The sequence below is a fragment of the Streptomyces sp. CB01580 genome (assembly GCF_001905795.1).
Taxonomy (GTDB): domain Bacteria; phylum Actinomycetota; class Actinomycetes; order Streptomycetales; family Streptomycetaceae; genus Streptomyces.
Genome location: NZ_LIXJ01000008.1, coordinates 128,560 through 150,356 on the forward strand (window position 1 = coordinate 128,560; position 21,797 = coordinate 150,356).

The window sequence follows — 21,797 nt, forward strand, 5'->3', positions numbered from 1 at the left end:
GTGAGTACGCGTGAAGACCACTGACACCCCGCCCGCGGCCCCGGCGCGGCGACCGGCCCCCGTGACCCGGGCGACGGCGCCCGCGGCCAAGGAGAAGAGCAGCGAGGGCCAGGTCCTCAACGTCTTCTCGCACGGCGTGCTGATCATCTGGGCGATCCTGGTCGTCATGCCGCTGCTCTGGGCGGTGATGGCGTCGTTCAAGACGGACGACTCGATCCTGTCGACCCCGTGGGAACTGCCCGACAAGCTGCACTTCGAGAACTGGTCGCGCGCCTGGAGCCAGGCGCACATGAGCGACTACTTCTTCAACACCGTCGTGGTGGTGGGCTGTTCGCTCGTCGGGACCCTGCTCCTCGGCTCCATGGCGGCGTACGTCCTGGCCCGGTTCGACTTCCCCGGCAACCGCTTCGTCTACTTCCTGTTCATCGGCGGGATGAGCTTCCCGATCATCCTGGCGCTGGTGCCGCTGTTCTTCGTCATGAACAACATGGCCCTGCTGGACACGCGGCACGGACTGATCCTGGTCTACATCGCGTACTCGCTGCCGTTCACGGTCTTCTTCCTCACCTCGTTCTTCCGGACGCTGCCGACCTCGGTGGCGGAGGCGGCGATGCTCGACGGAGCCTCGCACACCCGGACCTTCTTCCAGGTGATGCTGCCGATGGCGAAGCCCGGCCTGATCAGCGTCGGGATCTTCAACTTCCTCGGACAGTGGAACCAGTACATGCTGCCGACGGTGCTGAACACCGACCCGAACCAGCGGGTGCTCTCCCAGGGGCTGGTCGAACTGGCCAACAGCCAGGGGTACAAGGGCGACTGGTCCGGCCTGTTCGCCGGTCTGGTGATGGCGATGCTGCCCGTCCTCGGGGCGTACATCGTCTTCCAGCGCCAGGTCGTGGCGGGGCTCACGGCAGGGGCGGTGAAGTAGCGCCGCGCCCCACCCCGCCGTCCCTCTCCGAAACCGCCCGTCGGCCCCGTGCCGACGGGCGGTTCCGCGTGCGCAGGCCCCCTTCTCCGGGGCCGGGCAGGGGGAGGCGGTGGCACGTGCCCGCGCGGATCCCCGGCGGGCACGCCGTTCGGACGGCGGGTGCTTTCGGGTGGGCTCGGAGGCTCAAGGTCTTGACGGGGAGTGCCGCAAAACGCTCAGCTTGGAGTTCACATCTTGGAGAGAACACTAGGAGTGAGTCGATGGAGACTCCGGGGTCGCAGACATCCCTGCATCGCGCCAACCTGGAGCGGGTCGTGCGTGCGGTACGCATGGCCGGCTCGCTCACCCAGGCGGAGATCGCACGGAGCACCGGCCTTTCGGCGGCCACCGTCTCCAATATCGTTCGTGAACTGAAGGAAGGCGGCACGGTCGAGGTGACCCCCACCTCGGCGGGCGGCCGCCGGGCCCGCAGCGTCTCGCTCAGCGGCGACGCGGGCATCGTGGTGGGTGTCGACTTCGGCCATACGCATCTGCGGGTGGCGGTGGGCAACCTCGCCCATCAGGTGATCGCGGAGGAGGCCGAGCCGCTGGACGTCGACGCCTCGTCCGAGGAGGGGTTCGGACGCGCCCAGCGGCTGGTCGAGCGGCTGATCGGGGCGACCGGGATCGGCCAGGACAAGGTGATCGGGGTGGGGCTCGGCGTGCCCGGCCCGATCGACGTCGAGTCCGGAACGCTGGGCTCCACGTCGATCCTGCCGGGCTGGAAGGGCATCAATCCCCGTGAGGAACTGGCGGGGCGCCTCGGCGTGCCCGTGCACGTCGACAACGACGCCAACCTCGGGGCGCTCGGGGAGCTGGTCTGGGGGAGCGGCCGGGGGGTGAGGGACCTCGCGTACATCAAGGTCGCCGACGGCGTCGGGGCGGGCCTGGTGATAGACGGCCGCATCTACCGCGGGCCGGGCGGCACGGCCGGCGAGATCGGGCACATCACGCTCGACGAGTCGGGGCCGGTGTGCCGCTGCGGCAACCGGGGCTGCCTGGAGACGTTCACGGCGGCACGCTACGTCCTGCCGCTGCTCCGGCCCGGCCACGGGCCCGACCTCACCATGGAAGGGATGGTCGGGCTGGCCCAGGAGGGGGACCCGGGCTGCCGCCGGGTGGTCGCCGACATCGGACGCCACATCGGCAGCGGGGTGGCCAATCTCTGCAACCTGCTCAACCCCAGCCGGGTGGTGCTCGGCGGGCCCCTCGCCGAGGCGGGCGAACTGGTGCTCGCACCGATCCGCGACTCGGTCTCCCGTTACGCCATCCCCAGCGCCGCCAGACAGCTCTCGGTGCTGCCCGGGGCGCTCGGGGGACGGGCCGAGGTGCTGGGCGCGCTCGCCCTGGTACTCAGCGAGATGGGGGATTCCACCCTTTTGGAAAGCGCCTTGCCGACAAAGGGCCCTGCCTTCACTTAGAGAATGAATGGCACCGTTGTCATCTTGTTAATGATTTACTCCTTGACGCCCACTGCAAGGCCGAGTTGACTGCCTGCCACCTCGGCCGCGGTGCCGCGGCCTCGTCAGGGAGGCAATCCGTATGAACGCAACGACACGTCGCATCGTCATAGGAACGGCCGCACTCTCCATGGCCGTCTCCCTCGCCGCCTGCGGCAAGGCCGGCGGTGACGACACGGCCGGCGGCGGAGGTGACGGCAGGACCATCGGTCTGCTGCTGCCGGAGAACAAGACCACCCGGTACGAGACCTTCGACCGCCCTCTCATCGAGGCGAAGGTCGGGCAGTTGTGCGGCGACTGCAAGGTCAAGTACAGCAACGCGGCCCAGCAGAGCGACACCCAGAAGAAGCAGTTCGACGCCCTCGTCACGCAGGGGGTGAAGGTCATCATCCTGGACTCCGTCGACTACAAGGCCACCAAGTCCTGGGTGCGGCAGGCGGAGAAGAAGGGCGTCGAGGTCGTCGCGTACGACCGCCTCGCCGAAGGCCCGATCTCCGCGTACGTGTCGTACGACAACGAGAAGATCGGCCGCCTCCAGGGCGAGGCGCTGGTCAAGGCGCTCGGTGCCAAGGCCGCGGAGAGCGACGTCGTCATGATCAACGGCTCGCCGACCGACCCGAACGCCCCGTTCTTCAAGAAGGGCGCGCACAGCGTCCTGGACACCCGGGTCAAGAAGATCGTCTACGAGCAGGACATCCCGGACTGGTCCCCGGACGAGGCCAACAAGAAGATGGGTGCGGCCATCGACTCCCTGGGCAGGAGCGGTTTCCAGGGCGTCTACTCCGCCAACGACAGCATGGCCGGCGGCATCATCACAGCGCTGGACAAGCGCGGCATCAAGGTCCCGGTCGGCGGCCAGGACTCCGAACTCGCCGGTCTCCAGCGCATCATCAAGGGCGACCAGGCATTCACGATCTACAAGCAGATCAAGCCGGAGGCGGAGACCGCCGCCGAGATCGCGGTCAGGCTCCTCAAGGGCAAGAAGTTCGACGACCTGACCCCCACTCAGGTCGACAGTCTGTCCGGGGAGTTCAAGGGCATCCCGGCCCGGTTGTACGACGCGCAGGTCGTGACCGAGGAGAACGTCGCGAGCACGATCATCGCCGACCAGGTGTACAAGGCCGCGGAGATCTGCACGCCCGAGTACAAGGCGGCCTGCGAGGCGGCGGGAATCAAGTAGGGCGCAGCGCTCCTGTCGGCCCGTGCCATGAGCCGGCTCGGCATCCGTGCCGCTCCGCACCCGGTCCCGTCCGTACCCGGTTCCGTCCGCACCCGGTCCCGTCCGCACCCGGTCCCGTCCGTACCCGGTCCCGTCCGTACCTGGTTCCGGCCCGTCCGTGGTGACGCTTCCGTACCCGGCCGGTGCCGCGTCCCGAGCCGGTCCGGCGGCCCGGGCGGTTCCCCGGTCCGGGCCGCGGCCATGGGCCTCTCAGAGCCTGTCGGGCGACCTCTGACCGGGCGGCCACGCCCTGGCACGCACGCTTCCGGCGTTGCCGCAATGCCCTCGTAGCTCCACTACGCGGACATCCCGGCGCCTTGGAATCGCACGCACCATGCCGCGTCCGCTCTCCGATCGAAGGTCACCCGACAGGCTCTCAGCCGTCCGGCGCCCGCTCCGTCAACGCCCCGCAAGCAGGGGCGGGCGCCGGACCTCCCCCCACGCACACCCGTGCTCGGCACACCATTCCCGCCGGTCAGGCGGTGAAGGAGATGATTCACGTGTCCGCTCCGCCCGTGCTGGCGTTGCGCGGAATCTCCAAGCGGTTCGGCGCCGTCCAGGCGCTCACCGACGTGGACCTGGAGATCCGCTCCGGTGAGGTCGTCGCCCTGGTCGGCGACAACGGCGCCGGCAAGTCGACCCTCGTCAAGACCGTCTCGGGCGTCCACCCGATCGACGAAGGCGTCATCGAATGGGAGGGCGCACCGGTCCGGGTGAACCGGCCGAACGACGCCCAGGCCCTCGGGGTCGCCACCGTCTACCAGGACCTGGCGCTCTGCGACAACCTCGACGTCGTCGCCAACCTCTTCCTCGGCAGCGAACTGCGCAAGGCGTCCGTCCTCGACGAGATCGCGATGGAGAAGCGCGCCCGGGAACTGTTGGACACCCTCTCCATCCGCATCCCGAGCGTCCGGACGCCCGTCGCCGCGCTCTCCGGCGGTCAGCGCCAAGTCGTCGCCATCGCACGCGCGTTGATCGGCGACCCCAAGATCGTCACTCTGGACGAGCCGACCGCGGCCCTCGGCGTCGAGCAGACCGCCCAGGTGCTCGACCTGGTCGAGCGGCTGCGCGAGCGCGGCCACGGTGTCCTCCTCATCAGCCACAACATGGCCGACGTACGGGCCGTGGCGGACCGGGTCGCGGTGCTCCGGCTCGGCCGCAACAACGGATTCTTCGACGTGGCGGGCACCACCCATGAAGAGATCATCGCCGCCATCACCGGCGCCACCGACAACGCCGTCACACGCCGCCGGGCCCGCAGGGCCACGAAGGAGGACGTGAAGTGAGCGACCTCGCCAAGTCCCCTGATCTCCCCGACGGTTCCGGGAACTCCGAGAGCTCGCGGTCCCCGGAGGCCGGGGAGCATCCCCGGAACTCCGGGAATCCCGCGACCCCGGCGCGGACCGCGTCCGAGCAGCCGGTGGAAGCGTCCGTTCCCGCCGCCGACCCCCGGCTGCTCGTCCGCGAGGCCGGTTTCAAGGGCTACTGGGCCGAATTCGGCCGCAAGGTGCGCGGAGGTGATCTCGGCTCGCTGCCGGTCCTCGTCGGCCTGGTCGTCATCGCGATCGTCTTCCAGCTCCGGAACGACAACTTCCTCTCCGCCGGTTCCGTCGCCAACATCGCCGTGTACAGTTCCGGCCTCGGCATCATGGCGGTCGGCATCGTGTTCGTCCTGCTGCTCGGCGAGATCGACCTCTCGGTCGGTTCCGTCGCCGGGGTCGGCGCGGCCGTGTGGGCCGTGCTCGACGTCAACCGCGGCTGGAACGAGTGGCTCGCGATCGCCGCCGCCCTGCTCTCCGGGGCGGCCCTCGGCGCACTGCACGGCTTCTTCTTCGCCCGGATCGGCGTACCGGCCTTCGTGGTCACCCTGGCCGGATTCCTCGGCTGGAGCGGGCTCCAGGACTGGATGATGGGCGGCGAGGGGTCGATCAACACGCCGTCCGGCAGCGTCGTCGAGGACCTGACCAACTACTTCTTCGAGGACAAGGCCGCCGGCTACGGGCTCGCCCTGGTCGCAGTCCTCGCGTACGCCGCCTCGCTTCTGGTGGACGGCCGGCGCCGCCGGGCCGCGGGCCTGCCCGCCCGTTCCGACGGCGAGGTCGTGCTGCGCACCGCGTCCGTCGCGGTCCTGTGCTTCGCCGTCGCGTACGTACTGAACGAGCCCCCGGGGGCCCGGGGGCTGCCGCTGGCCCTGGTGCTGTTCCTCGCCGTCCTGGTCGTCGCGGACCTCGTCGCCCGGCGCACGAGCTTCGGCCGCCGGGTCTTCGCGGTCGGCGGGAGCCCGGAGGCCGCGCGCCGGGCCGGTATCGACGTCGCCCGGGTCCGGATCGCCGTCTTCGCGCTGTCCGGCACGCTCGGGGCGTTCGGAGGCCTGTTCATCGCCAGCCTGTCCGGCGGTGCCACCAAGAGCGTCGGCGGCGGCAACACGCTCATGCTGGTCATCGCGGCGGCCGTCATCGGCGGCACCAGCCTCTTCGGGGGCCGCGGCAAGGTCTGGTCGGCGCTGCTCGGCATGATCGTGATCCAGTCGATCCAGCAGGGGTTGAACATGATCGGCATGGCCAACGCCATCCAATACATGATCACCGGCGCGGTGCTGCTGGCCGCCGTGGTCATCGACTCGGTCTCCCGACGCACCCAGAAGACCGCGGGACGCGCGTGAGCCCGTACCGCCCGGCCTCGGGGTCCGGTGCCCGTCCCGGCGTCGGGCCCCGTCGCGCGCCGGGCGCGCGCGGTCCCGGACCCGTTACGTACCGTGCGTGCGCGGGCCCGGCGCACGCCGTCGCGTATCGGTTGTGCGCGCGGTCGTGTCCCGGTCGTGTACCGAGTCCGTCCCGAACGCCCCGCCCGATGACCCCCCGCACGGACGGAACACTAGACTCATCGGATCGGCATGCTCGACCCAGCTCAAAACGCAAGGAGGCACGGTGACACAGCCGCGCGAAGCGCGACGTGCAAGGGCGGCGGCGGGCGGGTGGGATCTGCTGACCCGCATCGCTGGACCGCGTGACCTGGACCGGCTCACTCCCGAGCAGCTGGACCAGCTCGCCGAAGAGATCCGGACCTTCCTCGTCGACGCGGTCTCGAAGACCGGTGGCCACCTCGGTCCCAACCTGGGTGTGGTGGAGCTCACCATCGCCCTGCACCGGGTCTTCGACTCGCCGAAGGACAAGGTGCTGTTCGACACCGGTCACCAGAGCTATGTGCACAAGCTCCTCACCGGCCGCCAGGACTTCTCGAAGCTCAAGAGCAAGGGCGGCCTCTCCGGCTACCCCTCCCGCGCGGAGTCCGAGCACGACGTCATCGAGAACTCGCACGCCTCCACCGTGCTCGGCTGGGCCGACGGCCTGGCCAAGGCCAACGAGTTGCTCGGCAAGGACGACCACGTCGTCGCGGTCATCGGTGACGGCGCGCTCACCGGCGGCATGGCCTGGGAGGCGCTGAACAACATCGCCGCCGCCAAGGACCGCCCGCTCGTCATCGTCGTCAACGACAACGAGCGCTCCTACGCGCCGACCATCGGCGGCCTCGCCAACCACCTCGCGACGCTGCGCACCACCGACGGCTACGAGCGCTTCCTGGCCCGGGGCAAGGACATCCTGGAGCGCACCCCCGTCGTCGGGAGGCCGCTCTACGAGACGCTGCACGGCGCGAAGAAGGGGCTGAAGGACTTCATCGCCCCGCAGGGCATGTTCGAGGACCTCGGCCTGAAGTACGTGGGCCCGATCGACGGCCACGACATCGAGGCCCTGGAGTCCGCCCTCCAGCGCGCCAAGCGCTTCGGCGGACCGGTCATCGTGCACTGCCTCACCGAGAAGGGCCGCGGCTACACCCCCGCCCTCGAGGACGAGGCCGACCGCTTCCACGCCGTCGGCAAGATCCACCCCGACACCGGTCTCCCGGTCGCCACCGCGGGCCTCGACTGGACCTCCGTCTTCGGCGAGGAGATGGTCAAGCTCGGCAGGGAGCGCAAGGACATCGTCGCGATCACCGCGGCCATGCTCCAGCCGGTCGGCCTCACCGGGTTCGAGAAGGAGTTCCCGGACCGGATCTACGACGTCGGCATCGCCGAGCAGCACGGCGCGGTCTCCGCAGCCGGTCTCGCGACCGGCGGGCTGCACCCGGTCTTCGCGGTGTACGCCACCTTCCTCAACCGCGCCTTCGACCAGGTCCTGATGGACGTCGCGCTGCACAACTGCGGAGTGACCTTCGTCCTCGACCGGGCCGGGGTCACCGGTACCGACGGCGCCTCGCACAACGGCATGTGGGACATGTCGATCCTGCAGTGCGTGCCCGGACTGCGGATCGCTGCCCCGCGCGATGCCGACCAGGTGCGCGCCCAGCTCCGCGAGGCCGTCGACGTCGACGACGCTCCGACCGTGGTCCGCTTCTCCAAGGGCGCGGTCGGCCCGGCGGTCAAGGCCGTGCGCCGGGTCGGCGGCATGGACGTCCTGCGCGAGCCCGGCACCGACCGGCCGGACGTCCTGCTGGTCTCCGTCGGCGCGCTCGCTCCCATGTGCCTGGAGATCGCCGACCTGCTCGACGCCCAGGGCATCTCGACGACCGTGGTCGACCCCCGCTGGGTCAAGCCGGTCGACGACGCCATGGCTCCGCTCGCCGAGCGGCACCGGGTCGTCGTCACCGTCGAGGACAACAGCCGGGCCGGGGGCGTCGGTTCCGCCGTCTCCCAGGCGCTGCGCGACGCCGGGGTGGACGTACCGCTGCGCGACTTCGGCATCCCGCCGCGCTTCCTGGACCACGCCTCCCGCAAGGAGGTCATGGCCGAGATCGGGCTGACCGCGCCGGACATCGCCCGCCAGGTCACCGGTCTGGTCGCCAAGCTCGACGGGCGCTTCGGGACGGACGCGGACGACGACTCCGTGGACGGCGGCTCCATGATCGAACCGGTCCGCGACTGACGTCCTCGCCGGGGCGTCCCCGGCGGGCCGCCTCTCGCACGTGCGGCGCGGTCCGCCACGCGCGGCGCGGTCCGTGAACCGGGCCGATCCGGTCCGTACGAGCGACCCCCGGCACGGCCGAACGGGCCGGTCGAACCACCCTGTACGAGTGGTTCGACCGGCCCGTTCGCGTGAAATCCTCCGATGCGCGGTCCTTCGCCGCCGAAGCTCCCAAATCATGGCGTACACGACGAGCGCGTGGAGGTACGCCGGTGACCGCCCAGCAGGACACACCACCCAGCAGTGACGGACTGTTCCGGACCAAGACGGTCGAGCAGTCCATCCGCGACACCGAGGAACCGGAGCACGCGCTCAGGAAGTCCCTCTCCGCGCTGGACCTCACCGTCTTCGGAGTGGGCGTCATCATCGGCACCGGCATCTTCGTGCTCACCGGCAAGGTGGCCAAGGAGACCGCGGGCCCGGCCACCGCCCTCGCGTTCGTGGTCGCCGGAGTCGTCTGCGCCCTGGCCGCGCTCTGCTACGCCGAGTTCGCCTCCACGGTCCCGGTCGCCGGTTCCGCGTACACCTTCGCCTACGCCTCGCTCGGTGAACTCGTCGCCTGGATCATCGGTTGGGACCTGGTGCTGGAGTTCGCGCTGGGCACGGCGGTGGTGGCGGTCGGCTGGTCCGGCTACGTCCGTTCGCTGCTGGACAACTTCGGCTGGACCTTGCCGGACGTGCTCTCGGGAACGGATGTGGCGAAAGGATTCGGCTTCGACATCCTGGCCTTCGCCCTGGTCCTCGTCCTGACCGTGGTGCTGGTGCTGGGCATGAAGCTCTCGGCCCGGGTCACGTCCGTCGTGGTCGCCATCAAGGTCGCCGTGGTGCTCGTCGTAATCATCGCGGGACTGTTCTTCGTCAGGGCCGACAACTACCGGCCGTTCATCCCCGAGGCGCAGCCGCAGCCCCCCGGTTCCGGGCTGACCGCGCCACTGATCCAGCTGATGTCCGGGTACGCGCCCACGAATTTCGGCGTCATGGGCATCTTCACCGCCGCCTCCGTCGTCTTCTTCGCCTTCATCGGCTTCGACGTGGTGGCGACCGCGGCCGAGGAGACGAAGCTCCCGCAGCGCGACATGCCGCGCGGCATCCTCGCCTCGCTGTTCATCTGCACCGCGCTCTACGTCGCCGTTTCCCTGGTGGTCACGGGCATGGAGCACTACACCCGGCTGTCCGTCGAGGCCCCGCTGGCCGACGCGTTCAAGGCCGTCGGCCATCCCGTCTACGCCGGGCTCATCAGCTTCGGCGCCGCGATCGGCCTCACCACGGTCTGTCTCATCCTGCTGCTCGGCCAGACCCGGGTGTTCTTCGCGATGAGCCGGGACGGGCTGCTCCCGCGGTTCTTCTCCAGGACGCACCCGCGCTTTCGCACCCCGTACCGCCCGACCGTCCTGCTGGGCGTGGTCATCGCGGTCGTCGCCGGATTCACCAGCCTTCACGAACTCGCGACGCTGGTGAACATCGGCACGCTCTTCGCGTTCGTCGTCGTCGCCCTGGGGGTGCTGGTGCTGCGTCGCACCCGCCCCGAGCTGCACCGGGCCTTCCGCACCCCGTGGGTCCCGCTCGTCCCCGCCCTGTCGGTGATCGCCTCGGTCTGGCTGATGCTCAATCTGCCGGCGGAGACCTGGCTGCGGTTCGCCGGCTGGATGATCCTCGGAGTGATCATCTACTTCGTGTACGGGCGCGGGCACAGCCGGCTCCACAAGCCCGCGGGCCGTCCGTAGGGCGACCGCCCTCAAGGGCGCGCGGGCCGCACCGCGCGCGGCCCCACGCACCGCGCGCCGTACGCCTCGACGCGGCGCCGCAGTTCCCGGTCCGCGGTGACGACGACACAGGCGCGGTCGCCCGCCGCCGCGGCCAGTTCCACGATCCGGTCGTCCCCGCTCCCGGGGGCCGGATCCACCCGCACCCCGGGGACCGGGTCGACGCTCCGGGCCGCGCCCTCGACGACCAGCACCAGATCGACGGGGCCGGGGACGCCCGGCAGCCCGTGCCCGGCCAGCGGGACCAGCGCGTCGCGCAGCCGAACGGCCGCGCCGTGCCGGTCCCGCCACCAGCCGTCGGGCACCGACCCGACCACGTTGGCCGCGTCGACGATCACCAGGGTGGTCCGTTCGTTCACCATGCCGGAAGCGTGCCACGCGCCGGCGGCCCCGCGCGGCGGCGACCGCACGCGCGGGGCGTCTCGCGCGTGCGGTCGCCGCAGGTCCGTCAGCCGCCGGTGGCGGGGGACTTCTTCGCCGACTCCGGGATCGGGGCGTCCTCGCGGATCGCCTTCCACAACGTCTTGGCCTGCGGCTGCGCCGCCACCACCCGGTTCGGGTCGGCCTTGTCGTAGGCCACCGGGAGCATGATCGTCTCCATGGAGCCCGGGTCGACCCCCTGCATGGAGCGGGCGAACTCCGAGAGCGAGGTCAGCGAGGCGAGGCCCTCGTCGGTCGTCAGCGACTTGGTCGCCGAGTCGGCGATCCGGTACATGTTCGCCGGGCTGCTCAGCAACCAGTGCTGTGACGGCGACGCGCCGGCTGCTCGGTCGGGCGGAGTGTGGGGGTGGACGGTCCACCGTACGGTGCGGCCAAGTGAAGCAGGTGTGTCGCAGGGGTGAAGATTAACAAGAAAATAAGGTTGATCATGAAAGTAAAAATCCCGAATCGGTTACGATTCGGACCTTTGGGTACACGAAAGCGGGCCGCACACACGAGGTGTACGGCCCGCCGTGATTCCGCTTGTGAGTGTCTCGTGAAGCCGGACCGGGTGTGTTCCAGCGGGCTACGCGGGAACGCTCGCCGCGCCCGGTGTCAGGAAACGCTTGCCGGTGACCCGCTCCGAGACGCCCTCACGGTCCAGGTACGGCGTGATGCCACCCAGGTGGAAGGGCCAGCCGGCGCCGGTGATCAGGCAGAGGTCGATGTCCTGGGCCTCGGCGACGACGCCCTCGTCCAGCATCAGACCGATCTCCTGCGCCACCGCGTCCAGGACCCGGTCGCGGACCTGCTGCTCGGTCAGGACGACATCGCCCTGCTTGAGGAGCGCGGCGACCTCCGGGTCCAGCTCCGGCTTTCCGGAGTCGTACACGTAGAAGCCGCGCTTGCCCGCCTTCACGACCGCCGCGAGGTTCTCGGAGACGGTGAACCGCTCCGGGAAGGCGCGGTTCAGGGTCTCGGAGACGTGCAGGCCGATCGCCGGGCCGACCAGCTCCAGCAGCACCAGCGGGGACATCGGCAGGCCGAGCGGCTCCACCGCCTTCTCCGCGGTCTCGACCGGGGTGCCCTCGTCGATGACGTTCTGGATCTCGCCCATGAAGCGGGTGAGGATGCGGTTGACGACGAACGCCGGGGCGTCCTTCACCAGCACCGCGGTCTTCCTCAGCTTCCTGGCCACGGCGAACGCGGTGGCCAGCGAGGCGTCGTCGGTCTTCTCGCCCCGGACGATCTCCAGCAGCGGGAGGATCGCGACCGGGTTGAAGAAGTGGAAGCCGACGACCCGCTCCGGGTGCTTCAGCTTCGACGCCATCTCCGTGACCGAGAGGGACGAGGTGTTCGTGGCGAGGATCGCGTGCGCCGGGGCGACCGCCTCGACCTCCGCGAAGACCTGCTGCTTGACGCCGATCTCCTCGAAGACGGCCTCGATGACGAAGTCGGCGTCGGAGAAACCCTCCGCCTTGTCCAGCACACCGGAGACCAGGGCCTTGAGGCGGTTGGCCTTGTCCTGGTTGATACGGCCCTTGCCGAGCAGCTTGTCGATCTCGGCGTGGACGTAACCCACGCCCTTGTCCACCCGTTCCTGGTCGATGTCGGTCAGCACGACCGGCACCTCCAGGCGGCGCAGGAACAGCAGCGCCAGCTGCGAGGCCATCAGGCCGGCGCCCACGACACCGACCTTGGTGACCGGGCGGGCCAGGTTCTTGTCCGGGGCGCCGGCCGGGCGCTTGGCACGCTTCTGCACCAGGTTGAAGGAGTAGAGCCCGGCACGCAGCTCGCCGCCCATGATCAGGTCCGCGAGGGCCTGGTCCTCGGCGTCGAAGCCGGCGCCCAGGTCGCCGTCCTTCGCCGCCGCGATGATGTCCAGCGCGCGGTACGCGGCCGGGGCGGCGCCGTGGACCTTGGAGTCGGCGACGGCCCGGCCCCGGGCGACGGCCTGGTCCCAGGCGTCCCCGCGGTCGATCTCCGGGCGCTCCACGGTGAGCGTGCCGTTCAGCACGTCCGCGGTCCACGTCAGCGAACGCTCCAGGAAGTCCGCGCCCTCGAACAGCGCGTCGGCGATCCCGAGCTCGAAGACCTGCTTGCCCTTGAGCTGACGGTTCTGGTTCAGCGAGTTCTCGATGATCACCGAGACCGCGCGGTCGGCACCGATCAGGTTCGGCAGCAGCGCGCAGCCGCCCCAGCCCGGAACCAGGCCGAGGAAGACCTCGGGCAGCGAGAAGGCGGGCACCGCCTTGGAGACGGTGCGGTACGTGCAGTGCAGCCCGACCTCCACCCCGCCGCCCATCGCCGCGCCGTTGTAGTACGCGAACGTGGGGACCGCGAGGCCGGCCAGACGACGGAAGACGTCGTGGCCGCCCTTGCCGATGGCCAGCGCGTCCGCGTGGTTCTTCAGCAGCTCGACGCCCTTGAGGTCGGCGCCGACCGCGAAGATGAACGGCTTGCCGGTGATGCCGACACCGACGATCGCGCCCTCGGCGGCCTCCTTCTCGACCTGGTCGACAGCGGCGTTCAGATTGCCCAGCGACTGCGGTCCGAAGGTGGTCGGCTTGGTGTGGTCCAGACCGTTGTCCAGCGTGATCAGGGCGAAGCGGCCCGCTCCGGCCGGAAGGTCGAGGTGGCGTACGTGCGCCGACGTCACGACCTCGTCGGGGAACAGCTCGGCCGCGCCCTTCAAAAGCTTGGCGGTGGTGCTCACTTGCTGCCTCCGGCGTCCTTGTGGTGAGGGTTCTCCCAGATGACCGTGGCGCCCATGCCGAAGCCGACGCACATGGTGGTGAGGCCGTAGCGGACCTCCGGCTGCTCCTCGAACTGGCGGGCCAGCTGCGTCATCAGACGGACGCCGGAGGAGGCCAGCGGGTGGCCGTAGGCGATGGCGCCGCCGTACTGATTGACGCGCGCGTCGTCGTCGGCGATGCCGTAGTGCTCCAGGAAGGCGAGCACCTGCACGGCGAACGCCTCGTTGATCTCGAACAGGCCGATGTCCCCGATCGACAGGCCCGCCTTGGCGAGGGCCTTGTCGGTGGCCGGGATCGGGCCGTAGCCCATCACCTCGGGCTCGACGCCCACGAAGGCGTAGGAGACCAGGCGCATCCTGACCGGCAGGCCGTTCTCGCGGGCGAAGTCCTCGGAGGCGATGATCGAGGCGGTCGCGCCGTCGTTCAGACCGGCCGCGTTGCCAGCGGTGACCCGGCCGTGGACTCGGAACGGGGTCTTGAGGCCCGTCAGGTTCTCCAGCGTGGTGCCCGGACGCATCGGCTCGTCGGCGGTGACCAGGCCCCAGCCCGTCTCGCCGACCTCCGGGTTGGTGCGGCGCACGGAGATCGGCACCAGGTCCTGCTGGATCTTGCCGTCGGCGTACGCCTTGGCGGCCTTCTCCTGCGAGCGGACCGCGTACTCGTCGGCCCGCAGCTTGGTGATCGACGGGTAGCGGTCGTGCAGGTTCTCCGCGGTCATGCCCATGAACAGGGCGGACTCGTCGACCAGCTTCTCCGACACGAAGCGCGGGTTCGGGTCCACGCCCTCGCCCATCGGGTGACGGTCCATGTGCTCGACACCACCGGCCACGACGACGTCGTACGCGCCGAAGGCGATGGAACCGGCCGTCGTGGTGACGGCGGTCATGGCACCCGCGCACATGCGGTCGATGGAGTAGCCGGGGACGGACTGCGGGAGACCGGCCAGGATCCCGGCGGTACGGCCCAGCGTCAGACCCTGGTCGCCGATCTGGGTGGTCGCGGCGATGGCGACCTCGTCGACCTTTGCGGGGTCCAGGGCCGGGTTGCGGCGCAGCAGCTCCCGGATGGCCTTCACGACGAGATCGTCGGCGCGGGTCTCGTGGTAGATGCCCTTCGGGCCCGCTTTGCCGAACGGGGTGCGGACGCCGTCGACGAAGACGACGTCCCGGATGGTACGAGGCACGGTGGCTCTCCTCCAGGGTGCGGGATGGCACTGCTGCGGAGCGCGCCCGAGGGCACGCCGTCCCCTCATGCTACTTGTGGGTAACCAGACTGCCCACCCCTTGCGACCGGAGCGGCGAAGGTCACACGGAGGCGCGGCGGCGCATGCGACCGCCGCGGCTGCGGCACGCCCCGCCCCGGCCCGGTCCGGGAACGGCGAGCGCCGGACGGGGCCGAGGAAACGGCCCGTCCGGCGTCCGGTGGCGCGGCGCACGGCGGTGCGGCGCGCGGTGCTCGTTCAACCTGGCGTGATTACGTCCCTCGGTCGGCGGAATCTCACGCCTTCGAGGAGAATGCGCGCGCCAGGAGCGGGGTCACCAGTTCGATCTGCCAGTGCCGGGCCCCGTAGCCGATGAGCGCGGCCTCGATCGCGTCCGGCGTCGCGCTCCCGGGCGGCTCCCAGCAGACCCGTCGCACCGTGTCCGGCGTGATCACGTTCTCCTGCGGCATGTGCAGTCGTTCGGCGAGCTCCGAAACCGCCGCGCGGGCGGCGGCGAGCCGTGCCGCCGCGGCGGGGTCCTTGTCCGCCCAGGCGCGGGGCGGCGGCGGACCGGCGACGGCCTGGCCGGGCTGGGGCAGCTCGGAGTCCGGCAGGGCCTTGGCCCGGTCGACGGCCGCCTGCCACTGCTCCAGCTGCCGGCGGCCCATGCGGTGGCCGAAGCCGGGCAGGGCGGTCAGCGCGTGCGCGTTCGCCGGGAGCGCGAGCGCGGCCTCGACGATCGCGGCGTCGCTCAGCACCTTGCCGGGGGAGAGGTCCCGGCGCCGGGCCACTTGGTCGCGGGCGGTCCACAACTCCCGTACCACCGCCAGCTGGCGGCGACGACGGAGCTTGTGCATGCCGGAGGTGCGGCGCCACGGGTCCTTGCGCGGGGGAGCGGGCGGCGCGGCGGCGATCGCGTCGAACTCCTCCCGGGCCCACTCCAGTTTGCCCTGCCGGTCGAGCTCCTTCTCCAGGGAGTCGCGGAGGTCGATGAGCAGTTCCACGTCCAGCGCCGCGTAGCGCAGCCAGGGCTCGGGCAGCGGCCGGGTGGACCAGTCGACGGCCGAGTGGCCCTTCTCCAGGGAGTAACCGAGCACGCTCTCGACCATGGCGCCGAGGCCGACCCGGGGGAAGCCGGCGAGCCGCCCGGCCAGCTCGGTGTCGAACAGCCCCGTGGGGGTCATCCCTATCTCCCGCAGGCAGGGCAGGTCCTGGGTGGCGGCGTGCAGGATCCACTCGCTGCCGTGCAGTACCTCCCCGAGCCTCGACAGATCGGGGCAGCCCACCGGGTCGATCAGCGCACTGCCCGCGCCTTCGCGGCGGAGCTGGACGAGGTAGGCGCGCTGGCCGTAGCGGTAGCCGGAGGCGCGCTCGGCGTCGACTGCCACCGGGCCGGTGCCCGCGGCGAACGCCGCGATCACCTGGGAGAGGGCGTCGTCGGAGGCCACCACCGGGGGAATGCCCTCGCGAGGTTCGAGCAAGGGGATCGGCGCCGGGGCGACGTCGTCCGGGGGAGCGCCCCCGGTGGTTCGCAGTGATGTGTCTGCTGCGGTCTCTTGGGCGTCGGTCACGTGTCAAGGGTATCCGTGGATGTACGGCGCCCGTCGACGGAACGTTCCGTCGACGGGCGCCGATGCATGCAAACCAGCCGGTCCCGGCGTCCGGTCGCCGGGGGCGCGGAGGGTCAGTGGATGATGCCCGTCCGCAGGGCGACGGCGACCATTCCGGCACGGTCGCCGGTGCCGAGCTTGCGGGCGATCCGGGCGAGGTGGCTCTTGACCGTCAGGGCGGACAGCCCCATGGAGACGCCGATGGCCTTGTTGGACTGGCCCTCGGCGACCAGCCGGAGGACCTCGACCTCGCGGCCGGAAAGCTCGCGGTAGCCGCCCGGATGGCTCGGGGTGCCCGGGGGGCGGCGGTGCATACGGGCGGCGTTGGCGCCGATGGGGGCGGCGCCCGGACGGGTGGGATGGCCGATGTTGGTCCGGGTGCCGGTGACGACATAGCCCTTCACACCGCCCGCGAGGGCGTTGCGGACCGCGCCGATGTCGTCGGCGGCGGAGAGGGCGAGGCCGTTCGGCCAGCCGGCGGCCCGGGTCTCGGACAGCAGGGTCAGCCCGGAACCGTCGGGCAGATGGACGTCGGCTACGCAGATGTCGCGCGGGTTGCCGACGCGGGGACGGGCCTCCGCGATGGACGACGCCTCGATGACGTCACGTACTCCGAGGGCCCACAGATGGCGGGTGACGGTGGAACGGACGCGCGGGTCGGCCACGACGACCATGGCCGTCGGCTTGTTCGGGCGGTAGGCGACCAGGCTTGCGGGCTGCTCTAGGAGAACGGACACCAGGCCTCCTGGGGAGTGGCGGGACGGGCCGGCTCGGGGATGAAGCCGGGGCGCACCGTGCTTGAAGGGTCATTGACCTCTTCGGCAGCGGACCCGTCCTCCTTTAGAGGAAGATCGCGATTTGCTGAGTAACAATTCGGGCAAATCAGACGCGCGATCGATTGTACGAAAAAAATGTCGGTAATTCCGCGCAAAGCGTGACACGGTGTTGATCTGTGGTGACGCGACGTCAATGGGGCGGGAAGGGGCGGCTCGGCCGCGGCTCCGCCGCCCGGGTGTCAGGGGGCCTGGGGGCCGCGCCGCTGCGGGAGCGTGACCACCGCCGCGTCGGCCGGACCCGACGGAGGCAGGCCCGCGATCTGGCACAGCAGATCGCCCCACGCCATCAGATGCGCCGCGGTGTCCGGCGCCCCGCCCCGGCTCTCGCGCGGTGTCCACGACGCCCGGATCTCGATCTGTGTCGCCGGCCGCCGCGCCCCCAGCGCGCCGAAGTAGTGCGACCCCGCCAGGGTCACCGTGCCGCCCGCCGCTCCGTACGACAGCCCGCGCGCCTCCAGCGCGCCGGTCAGCCACGACCAGCACACCTCCGGCAACAGCGGATCGGACGCCATCTCCGGTTCCAGCTCCGCCCGCACCAGGGTCACCAGACGGAAGGTGCCGTGCCAGCCCTCGTGCCCGTCCGGGTCGTGGAGCAGCACGAGACGGCCGTCGGCCAGATCCTCCTCGCCCTGCACGACCGCCGCCTCCAGCGCGTACGCGTACGGGGCGAGCCGCTTGGGCGGGTGGGTCGGCTCGACCTCCAGTTCGGGTCGCAGGCGCGCCGAGCGCAAGCCGTCCAGCGCCGACCGGAAAGCGGGCGGCACGGAGTCGCCCTCCGCGCTGTCCTTGTCGTCAGCGCCGTCGGGTCGATCGGAGAACTGTTCCTGAGCCGGAGCCATGCGGGGAAGAGTAGGCGGAACGGGAGCCGCGTGCAGGGAGGGACACCCGGCCGGGCCCGGCCGCTTGGACCTCGTGCGAAGATTCTGGGTGTGAGTGCCAACGATCGCCCCATGGGCCAGCAGACGAAGACCTCCGCCACCCATGAGTCGGCGTTTCTCAAGGCGTGCCGCCGCGAGCCGGTGCCGCACACCCCGGTCTGGTTCATGCGTCAGGCGGGCCGGTCGCTGCCCGAGTACCTCAAGGTGCGCGAGGGCATCCCGATGCTCGACTCCTGCATGATGCCGGAGCTCGTCGCGGAGATCACCATGCAGCCCGTGCGCCGTCACAAGGTGGATGCGGCGATCTACTTCAGCGACATCGTCGTCCCGCTCAAGGCCATCGGGATCGACCTCGACATCAAGCCGGGCGTGGGCCCGGTCGTCGCCGAGCCCTTCCGCACCCGCGCCGACCTGGCCCGGCTGCGCGACCTCACGCCCGAGGACGTGTCCTACGTCACCGAGGCGGTCGGCCTGCTCGTCGCCGAGCTCGGCGCCACCCCGCTCATCGGCTTCGCGGGCGCCCCGTTCACGCTCGCCAGCTACCTCGTGGAGGGCGGCCCGTCCCGCAACCACGAGCACACCAAGGCCATGATGTACGGCGAGCCGGAGCTGTGGGCGGACCTCCTCGACCGGCTGGCCGACATCACCGGCGCCTTCCTGAAGGTGCAGATCGAGGCCGGCGCCTCGGCCGTGCAGCTCTTCGACTCCTGGGTGGGCGCGCTGTCCCCCGCCGACTACCGGCGCTCGGTGCTCCCCGCCTCCGCGAAGGTCTTCGAGACCGTCGCCCCGTACGAGGTCCCGCGCATCCACTTCGGCGTGGGCACCGGCGAACTCCTCGGCCCGATGGGCGAGGCGGGCGCGGACGTCGTCGGCGTCGACTGGCGCGTCCCGCTCGACGAGGCCGCGCGCCGGGTCGGCCCCGGCAAGGCGCTCCAGGGCAACCTCGACCCGGCGGTGCTGTTCGCGCCGACCGCGGCGGTGGAGGAGAAGGCCCAGGAGGTGCTGGACGCCGCCGCCGGTCTGGAGGGCCACGTCTTCAACCTGGGCCACGGCGTGATGCCGTCGATGGACCCGGATGCCCTGACCCGGCTCGTGGCGTACGTGCACGAGCGGACCGCGCGCTGAGGGAAACGTCCGGGCGGGCGCCCGCGGCCGGGACGGTCCGGCCGGGCGCCCGCCGGGCTCTCAGGCGGTGCCCGCCCGCCGCAGCGCCGTCACCGTCTTGCGGGCGGCCACCAGGACCGGGTCCCAGACCGGTGAGAACGGCGGGGCGTAGCCGAGGTCCAGGGCGGTCATCTGGTCCACCGTCATTCCGGCCGTGAGCGCCACGGCCGCGATGTCGACCCGCTTCGCCGCCCCCTCCCGGCCCACGATCTGCACCCCGAGCAGCCGCCCGGTGCGGTACTCCGCGAGCATCTTCACCGTCATCGGCCGCGCCCCCGGGTAGTAGCCCGCCCGGCCCGTCGACTCGATCGTCGCCGTGACGAAGCGCAGCCCCACCGAGCGGGCGTCCTTCTCGCGCAGCCCGGTGCGGGCGATCTCCAGATCGCACACCTTGCTCACCGCCGTGCCCACCACCCCGGGGAACGTCCCGTAGCCGCCCGCCACGTTGGACCCGATGACCTGGCCGTGCTTGTTGGCGTGGGTGCCCAGCGCGATGTGCCGGGTGCGGCCCGCCACCAGGTCGAGCACCTCGACGCAGTCGCCGCCCGCCCAGATGTTGTCGTGCCCGACGACCCGCATCGACAGATCGGTGAGCAGGCCGCCGTGCGGGCCCACCGGGAGGCCGACGGCGTGGGCCAGCGTCGTCTCCGGCGCCACCCCGATGCCGAGCACCACCACGTCCGCCGGATAGGTCGTGCCGCCCGCGACGACCGCGTCGGCCCGGCCGTCCGGCCCGGTGCGGATCCCGGTCACCTCGGCGCCGTTGACCGTGGTGATGCCCAGGCCGTCCATCGCCTCGTGCACCAGCCGCCCCATGTCGGGGTCCAGCGTCGCCATCGGCTGCTCGCCCCGGTTCAGGACGGTCACCTCGAAGCCGTGCCTCAACATCGCCTCGGCCATCTCGACCCCGATGTAGCCCGCCCCGACGACGACCGCCCGGCGACGCCCCTGCGGCACCCGGTCCAACGACTCCAGCAGCGCCTGCCCGTCGTCCAGCGTCTGCACCCCGTGCACCCCGGGCGCGTCGATGCCGGGCAGCGCCGGACGCACCGGACGGGCCCCCGTCGCGATCACCAGCTTGTCGAAGCCCGTCCAGTACGTCTCGTCGGTCTCCAGGTCCAGCGCCCGCACCCGCTGCCCGGCCACGTCGATCTCCGTGATCTCGGTGCGCATCCGCAGGTCGATGTCGCGGGCCCGGTGCTCCTGCGGGGTACGGGCGATGAGGTCGTCGCGTTCGGTCACGTCGCCGCCGACCCAGTACGGGATGCCGCAGGCGGAGTACGAGGAGAAGTGGCCCCGTTCGAAGGCGACGATCCCCAGCTCGTCGGGACCCTTGAGCCTGCGGGCCTGGGACGCGGCGGACATGCCCGCCGCGTCACCACCGATGACCACCAGTCGCTCCGTCGCCATTCCCGGTCCCTTCGACACCGATCCGAAGGGACCCACGCTACGACGCCGGGGGCCTCGGCGAGGAATGCGGCGGCACGGGCGTCCGCGCCGCCCGGCGCCCGCGCAGCCGGCGCAGCAGCAGCCGCCCCGCCACCACCAGCACCACGATCGTGACCAGGAACGGAGCCGTGGCACCCAGCACCACGGAACCCCACCGCAGCACCGTGAGGAACGCGTCCCAGCCGTTGTCGAGCGCGTCCAGGAAGCCGGGCGGATCGTCGTCGTTCGTCTCCGGCGCCGTCACCGGCTCGGAGAGGTCGAGGGTGATCGTCGCCAGCGAGGTGCGGTCCTTCAGCGACGCCTGCTGGGCGAGCAGCGACTCCAACGCCGCCTGACGGCTGCTCAGTTCGCTTTCCAGTGTGACCACGTCGGAGAGGGCGTCGGCCCGGTCCATCAGCTTGCGCACCCGCGCAACGCTCGCCCGCTGGGACGCGATCCGGCTCTCCACGTCGACCACCTGGTCGGTGACGTCCTTCGCGGACGAGGTGCGCGACAGCAGCTTCCCGGTGCCCGCGAGGTCCTTCAGGACCGTCTCGTACGCGTCCTGCGGAACGCGCAGCACGATGTGCGACGTCTCGCGCGTCGCATCGACCCGTTCGGTCCTCTCGTCGGCCACCAGGCCGCCGGCCTCGGCCACCGCCGCGCGGGCGGCCGCGGCGGCCTTCGGCACGTCCCGCACCTCGACGGAGAGCGTGGCGGTGCGGATGACGTGGACGCCGGCGGGCAGGCCGCCGGTCTTCCGCCCGTCCGCCGACGAACCGCCCGCGCCCTGCCCCACCTGCCCGGCCGAAGCGCCCGAGGCGGCCCGCTCGCGCGGCGCGGCGGCCTTCCCGCTGTCGGCGGAACGCGTCCCGCCCGCGTCGCCGGCGCCGCAGCCGCTCAGTGCGAGGAGGCCGGCCAGGAGCCCGGAGGCCAGGGCGGTGCGCGTACGGCGCCGGGTGCGGCGCGGATGTCTGGCTGTCTGCATGAGTGTCCCCCCGGGACGGGTCGCCGACGTTGCCGGTTCGACGTGCGGGCCCGTCCGCGGGTTGCCCGATCCCGGTTTCGAAGCGGTCACGTTCGGGCCTCGAACCGGGGGCTGAGAGCCTGTCGGGCGACCTTCGACCGGAGAGTGGA

General features: G+C 71.2%; 16 protein-coding genes and 1 pseudogene. 8 read left to right on the plus strand and 9 right to left on the minus strand.

Features of this window, described 5'->3' with window-relative positions; translation table 11 throughout:
• Positions 1-10: 10 nt before the first annotated feature.
• From AMK22_RS14720 to AMK22_RS14750, 7 genes are all read left to right on the plus strand, one after another.
• Positions 11-928 carry a carbohydrate ABC transporter permease gene (locus AMK22_RS14720; RefSeq protein ID WP_073785127.1) on the plus strand — a complete coding sequence of 306 codons (918 nt, stop codon included), beginning with the start codon at positions 11-13 and terminating at the stop codon, positions 926-928.
• A 260-nt stretch (positions 929-1,188) separates the two neighbouring features.
• Positions 1,189-2,388, plus strand: a complete 1,200-nt coding sequence (locus AMK22_RS14725; protein ID WP_073785128.1) for an ROK family transcriptional regulator — start codon at positions 1,189-1,191, stop codon at positions 2,386-2,388.
• A 121-nt stretch (positions 2,389-2,509) separates the two neighbouring features.
• Positions 2,510-3,607, plus strand: a complete 1,098-nt coding sequence (locus AMK22_RS14730; RefSeq protein WP_073785129.1) for a substrate-binding domain-containing protein — start codon at positions 2,510-2,512, stop codon at positions 3,605-3,607.
• 530 nt (positions 3,608-4,137) lie between these two features.
• Complete coding sequence (locus AMK22_RS14735; RefSeq protein WP_073785130.1) at positions 4,138-4,932, plus strand: ATP-binding cassette domain-containing protein; 795 nt, start codon at positions 4,138-4,140, stop codon at positions 4,930-4,932.
• Between the two features lie 134 nt (positions 4,933-5,066).
• Complete coding sequence (locus AMK22_RS14740) at positions 5,067-6,308, plus strand: sugar ABC transporter permease (protein ID WP_073785328.1); 1,242 nt, start codon at positions 5,067-5,069, stop codon at positions 6,306-6,308.
• A gap of 319 nt (positions 6,309-6,627) precedes the next feature.
• Complete coding sequence (dxs, locus tag AMK22_RS14745) at positions 6,628-8,565, plus strand: 1-deoxy-D-xylulose-5-phosphate synthase (RefSeq protein WP_199883224.1); 1,938 nt, start codon at positions 6,628-6,630, stop codon at positions 8,563-8,565.
• A 251-nt stretch (positions 8,566-8,816) separates the two neighbouring features.
• Entirely contained in the window at positions 8,817-10,328 is a 1,512-nt protein-coding gene (locus AMK22_RS14750; RefSeq protein WP_073785132.1) for an amino acid permease, read from the plus strand.
• An 11-nt stretch (positions 10,329-10,339) separates the two neighbouring features.
• Here the strand turns inward: AMK22_RS14750 and AMK22_RS14755 are convergent, their stop codons facing one another.
• The 7 genes and pseudogenes from AMK22_RS14755 to AMK22_RS14785 all read right to left on the minus strand — a co-directional run bounded on the left by AMK22_RS14755 (position 10,340) and on the right by AMK22_RS14785 (position 18,029).
• Complete coding sequence (locus AMK22_RS14755; RefSeq protein WP_073785330.1) at positions 10,340-10,729, minus strand: NTP pyrophosphohydrolase; 390 nt, start codon at positions 10,727-10,729, stop codon at positions 10,340-10,342.
• Positions 10,730-10,815: 86 nt separating this feature from the next.
• Positions 10,816-11,103 (minus strand): annotated as a pseudogene (locus AMK22_RS14760) (LCP family protein); the annotation flags it as partial.
• 270 nt (positions 11,104-11,373) lie between these two features.
• Positions 11,374-13,503 (minus strand): 3-hydroxyacyl-CoA dehydrogenase NAD-binding domain-containing protein, encoded by a 2,130-nt coding sequence (locus AMK22_RS14765; RefSeq protein ID WP_073785133.1) that lies wholly within the window; start codon positions 13,501-13,503, stop codon positions 11,374-11,376.
• Positions 13,500-14,726 carry a thiolase family protein gene (locus AMK22_RS14770; protein ID WP_073785135.1) on the minus strand — a complete coding sequence of 409 codons (1,227 nt, stop codon included), beginning with the start codon at positions 14,724-14,726 and terminating at the stop codon, positions 13,500-13,502. The genes AMK22_RS14765 and AMK22_RS14770 overlap by 4 nt, the downstream gene beginning before the upstream one ends.
• A 314-nt stretch (positions 14,727-15,040) precedes the next feature.
• Complete coding sequence (locus tag AMK22_RS14775) at positions 15,041-16,315, minus strand: ribonuclease D (protein ID WP_073785137.1); 1,275 nt, start codon at positions 16,313-16,315, stop codon at positions 15,041-15,043.
• A 113-nt stretch (positions 16,316-16,428) separates the two neighbouring features.
• Positions 16,429-17,091, minus strand: a complete 663-nt coding sequence (locus tag AMK22_RS14780; RefSeq protein ID WP_073785139.1) for a helix-turn-helix transcriptional regulator — start codon at positions 17,089-17,091, stop codon at positions 16,429-16,431.
• A gap of 278 nt (positions 17,092-17,369) precedes the next feature.
• Positions 17,370-18,029 carry a DUF3000 domain-containing protein gene (locus AMK22_RS14785; protein ID WP_073785141.1) on the minus strand — a complete coding sequence of 220 codons (660 nt, stop codon included), beginning with the start codon at positions 18,027-18,029 and terminating at the stop codon, positions 17,370-17,372.
• Between the two features lie 90 nt (positions 18,030-18,119).
• On the opposite strand from AMK22_RS14785, the gene hemE reads away from it, so the two are divergent.
• On the plus strand, positions 18,120-19,193 hold the full coding sequence (gene hemE / locus AMK22_RS14790) for a uroporphyrinogen decarboxylase (protein ID WP_073785143.1): 1,074 nt from the start codon (positions 18,120-18,122) through the stop codon (positions 19,191-19,193).
• 60 nt (positions 19,194-19,253) lie between these two features.
• Here the strand turns inward: hemE and AMK22_RS14795 are convergent, their stop codons facing one another.
• Entirely contained in the window at positions 19,254-20,642 is a 1,389-nt protein-coding gene (locus AMK22_RS14795; RefSeq protein WP_073785145.1) for an FAD-dependent oxidoreductase, read from the minus strand.
• A 37-nt stretch (positions 20,643-20,679) separates the two neighbouring features.
• Positions 20,680-21,648 carry a DUF4349 domain-containing protein gene (locus tag AMK22_RS14800; RefSeq protein ID WP_073785147.1) on the minus strand — a complete coding sequence of 323 codons (969 nt, stop codon included), beginning with the start codon at positions 21,646-21,648 and terminating at the stop codon, positions 20,680-20,682.
• Positions 21,649-21,797 lie beyond the last annotated feature (149 nt).